Here is a 3,606-nt window from a genome sequence, read left to right as displayed (position 1 = left end):
CGGCGTAATACGATCAACATAATTAGGCTGGTTAGCGACCATACTATATTGACACTATTAAACCCCGGACTAATATTTGATAGTATTTAACTAACCGAACCATGAAATTAGTTGAATCGCACCTTAAATGCTTTTGTGAGAGGTATTGAATGATCAAAGAGAAACCAGTTTTGGCTGTAATTACCAAAGGTAGTTTGGAAGACTATGTTAAGGCAGCCAATACTTATGCAATGCTCACTGCAGAGGAAGAACTTGAGTTTGCTGAAAGGCTACATTATCAAGGTGATATAGAAGCTGCAAAGCAGCTTATTTTATCTCACCTACGCTTTGTGGTGAATATTGCACGTAACTATTCTGGTTATGGTTTACCTCAAGCGGACCTAATCCAGGAAGGGAATATCGGCTTGATGAAAGCGGTACGTAGGTTTAATCCAGAAGTTGGTGTACGCCTCGTCTCTTTTGCTGTGCACTGGATTAAAGCAGAAATCCACGAATATGTACTTCGTAACTGGCGTATTGTTAAGGTAGCGACCACTAAGGCACAACGCAGGTTGTTTTTTAATCTTCGAAAAATAAAGCAACGTTTGGGCTGGTTTAATAAGGACGAAGTAGAAATGGTAGCTAAAGAGTTAGGAGTAACTAGCAAAGATGTTCGTGAAATGGAGTCTCGTATGGCCGCGCAGGACATGACGTTTGATCCGATGCCAGATGATGAGGGACAAGATGGGCTGTTTATTGCACCAATGCTCTATCTGCAGGATAAATGCTCTGATTTTGCCGATCGTATCGAAGAACAAAACTGGGATGATCATGCCGCCGACAAGCTTAAAGTCGCGCTGGAAAAATTAGATGAACGTAGTAAGAACATAATACGTACTCGCTGGCTGGATAATAACAACAAGAGTACCTTACAAGATCTAGCCAAACAATACGGTGTATCCGCAGAGCGCGTTCGTCAATTAGAAAAGAACGCAATGAAGAAAATACGCATGGCGATTGAAGCACAATGACAATGGCACCACGATTATAGTAATCCTTTGTGGTAAGCATAATGTCATGCACAAACGAACATAAAATAAACTAATTGGTTACCAAAATTAATTAATAATATAAGCTTAATGCTGTTTCTGATAACACTATGAAATACCGTAACTTACGCGACTTTCTTACTATTTTGGAGCAACGGGGTCAATTAAAACGTATTAGCTTGCCCATTGATCCTTATCTCGAAATGACAGAAATAGCTGATCGCACTCTGCGCGCTAATGGTCCTGCATTGTTATTTGAACATCCTAAAGGCTATTCAATGCCGGTACTGTGCAACTTATTCGGTACTATGGAACGGATAGTACTGGGCATGGGGCAGGAGGAAGTTACCGCTCTGCGCGATGTGGGTAAACTACTTGCTTTTCTTAAAGAACCAGAGCCACCTAAAGGATTCAGCGACCTGCTGAATAAAATACCAAAGTTCTATCAAGTACGACATATGACTACTAAGCGGCTTCGTTCCGCGCCATGCCAGGAGCAGATATGGCAAGGTGCTGATGTGAACCTCAGCCGTATTCCAGTGATGCATTGCTGGCCAGGCGACGCTGCGCCGCTTATAACTTGTGGTATCACGGTAACTCGTGGGCCGCATAAAGAACGACAGAATCTGGGTATTTACCGCCAACAAGTGCTATGCAAAAATAAGGTGATTATGCGCTGGTTGTCTCATCGCGGGGGCGCTCTAGATTTCCATGAATGGACTCAGATACATCCTGGTAAGCACTTTCCCGTAGCAGTTGCATTAGGAGCTGATCCGGCTACGATTATTAGCGCAGTTACTCCAGTGCCTGACACGCTGTCGGAATATGCTTTTGCCGGTTTATTGCGTGGCTATAAAACAGAAGTCGTTAAATGTATTTCTTGTGATTTAGAAGTTCCTGCGAGCGCAGAAATAGTTCTAGAGGGCTACCTAAAAATGGGAGATATGGCTACTGAGGGCCCATATGGAGATCATACAGGTTATTATAACGAAAGCGATCGGTTTCCAGTTTTAACTATCACTCATATCACTCAGCAACGTGATGCAATCTATCATTCTACTTATACCGGTCGGCCAATCGATGAACCGGCAGTAATAGGTGTCGCTCTTAATGAAGTATTCGTTCCTATTTTGCAAAAACAGTTCCCGGAAATAGTAGACTTTTATCTGCCGCCAGAAGGTTGTTCTTATCGCTTAGCGGTAGTCACAATTAAAAAACAATATGCCGGTCAAGCCAAGCGAGTCATGATGGGGGTCTGGTCTTTCTTGCGTCAATTTATGTATACTAAATTTGTTATTGTATGTGATGATGATATAAACGCGCGTAACTGGAAGGATGTTATATGGGCAATCACTACTCGTATGGACCCAATGCGCGATACAGTATTCATGGCAAATACTCCGATAGATTATCTGGATTTTGCCTCACCTGTGTCTGGTCTAGGATCTAAAATGGGTATGGATGCTACTAATAAGTTCCCAGGTGAAACGCAGCGTGAATGGGGAATACCTATTCAGAGGGATGAGAAGGTACAGGCGCATGTCGATGCTATTTGGGAACAGCTTGGTATCCTTAATAGTTCTTATTATTAATGAATCATTGTAACTATGATGAATATCAGCAGCTATAGTGCTGAATTACTTTACTATTTAATCAGAGGGTAGGCAGGCATGACAACATTGACCTGTAAGGTCACTTCCGTAGATGCTATTACTAAAAAGGTTTACCGAGTTAGGTTGATGCCGAAGGCAACTTTTAGTTTCCGTGCCGGTCAATATCTCATGATTGTAATAGATGAACGCGATAAACTGCCGTTTTCTTTAGCTTCTACTCCTAGGGAAACACGCTTTCTGGAACTACATATTGGTGCTTCCGAACGCCATTTGTGCGCCATGGCTGTCATGGATCGCATCCTTAAAGACCGTGAAATTAGAGTCGAGATTCCCCAGGGAGAAGCCTGGTTACGTGATGATACCGAACGTCCTATTGTGCTGATCGCTGGCGGCACAGGATTCTCTTACGCCCGTTCTATTCTACTAACTGTGCTAGAGCACCAGCCGCATCGTGTTGTAGCTCTTTACTGGGGTGGCAGAGAACTAAATGATCTGTATGATTTAAGTGAGTTAAAAGTATTTTCCAGAAAGTATTCCCAACTGACAGTAGTGCCTGTGGTAGAGCAGCCTGACAAAAACTGGCAAGGCAGAACGGGGACTATATTAAGTGCAGTAATGCAAGACTATGGCAACTTAGATTATTACGATCTCTATATCGCCGGTAGTTTTGAAATGGCTAAGTCTGCCCGCAAACTGTTTTGTACCGAGCGTCACGCCCGTATCAATCGTATTTTTAGCGATGCCTTTACTTTTCTCTGAGCTCAGTGGTGTACTGGTTCTTTCCTACCAGGAGGACAAGGCGCCGTGCTGGTTCCGGTAACGCTGCCCACCTGACCTGGGAATGTGGCCCGCAAGATAAAAAGAAAAAATAGATAATTTTAATCGTTTTATTATCAGCAATATGAAGTATGAAGCATAATTCAGGTACTATGAAGCATAATTCAGGTACTATTGTGTATATGTAT

Annotated in this window: 3 protein-coding genes; all 3 read left to right on the top strand. The window is 42.7% G+C overall.

Annotation, left to right across the window (positions count from 1 at the left end; translation table 11 throughout):
* Window positions 1-149: 149 nt before the first annotated feature.
* The 3 genes from rpoH to fre all read left to right on the top strand — a co-directional run bounded on the left by rpoH (window position 150) and on the right by fre (window position 3,400).
* A complete protein-coding gene (gene rpoH / locus CEX73_RS02160; RefSeq protein ID WP_101626958.1) occupies window positions 150-1,010 on the top strand; it encodes an RNA polymerase sigma factor RpoH in 861 nt (286 codons plus the stop codon).
* 128 nt (window positions 1,011-1,138) lie between these two features.
* Window positions 1,139-2,620 carry a 4-hydroxy-3-polyprenylbenzoate decarboxylase gene (gene ubiD, locus CEX73_RS02155; RefSeq protein WP_101626957.1) on the top strand — a complete coding sequence of 494 codons (1,482 nt, stop codon included), beginning with the start codon at window positions 1,139-1,141 and terminating at the stop codon, window positions 2,618-2,620.
* 78 nt (window positions 2,621-2,698) lie between these two features.
* Entirely contained in the window at window positions 2,699-3,400 is a 702-nt protein-coding gene (gene fre / locus CEX73_RS02150; RefSeq protein WP_101626956.1) for an NAD(P)H-flavin reductase, read from the top strand.
* The last annotated feature ends 206 nt before the right edge of the window (window positions 3,401-3,606 follow it).

The sequence above is a fragment of the Candidatus Palibaumannia cicadellinicola genome (assembly GCF_002855795.1).
Lineage (GTDB): Bacteria > Pseudomonadota > Gammaproteobacteria > Enterobacterales > Enterobacteriaceae > Baumannia > Baumannia cicadellinicola_C.
The sequence above is the reverse complement of the archived record's forward strand: the minus strand, read 5'-3'. Positions and strand labels throughout refer to the sequence as shown.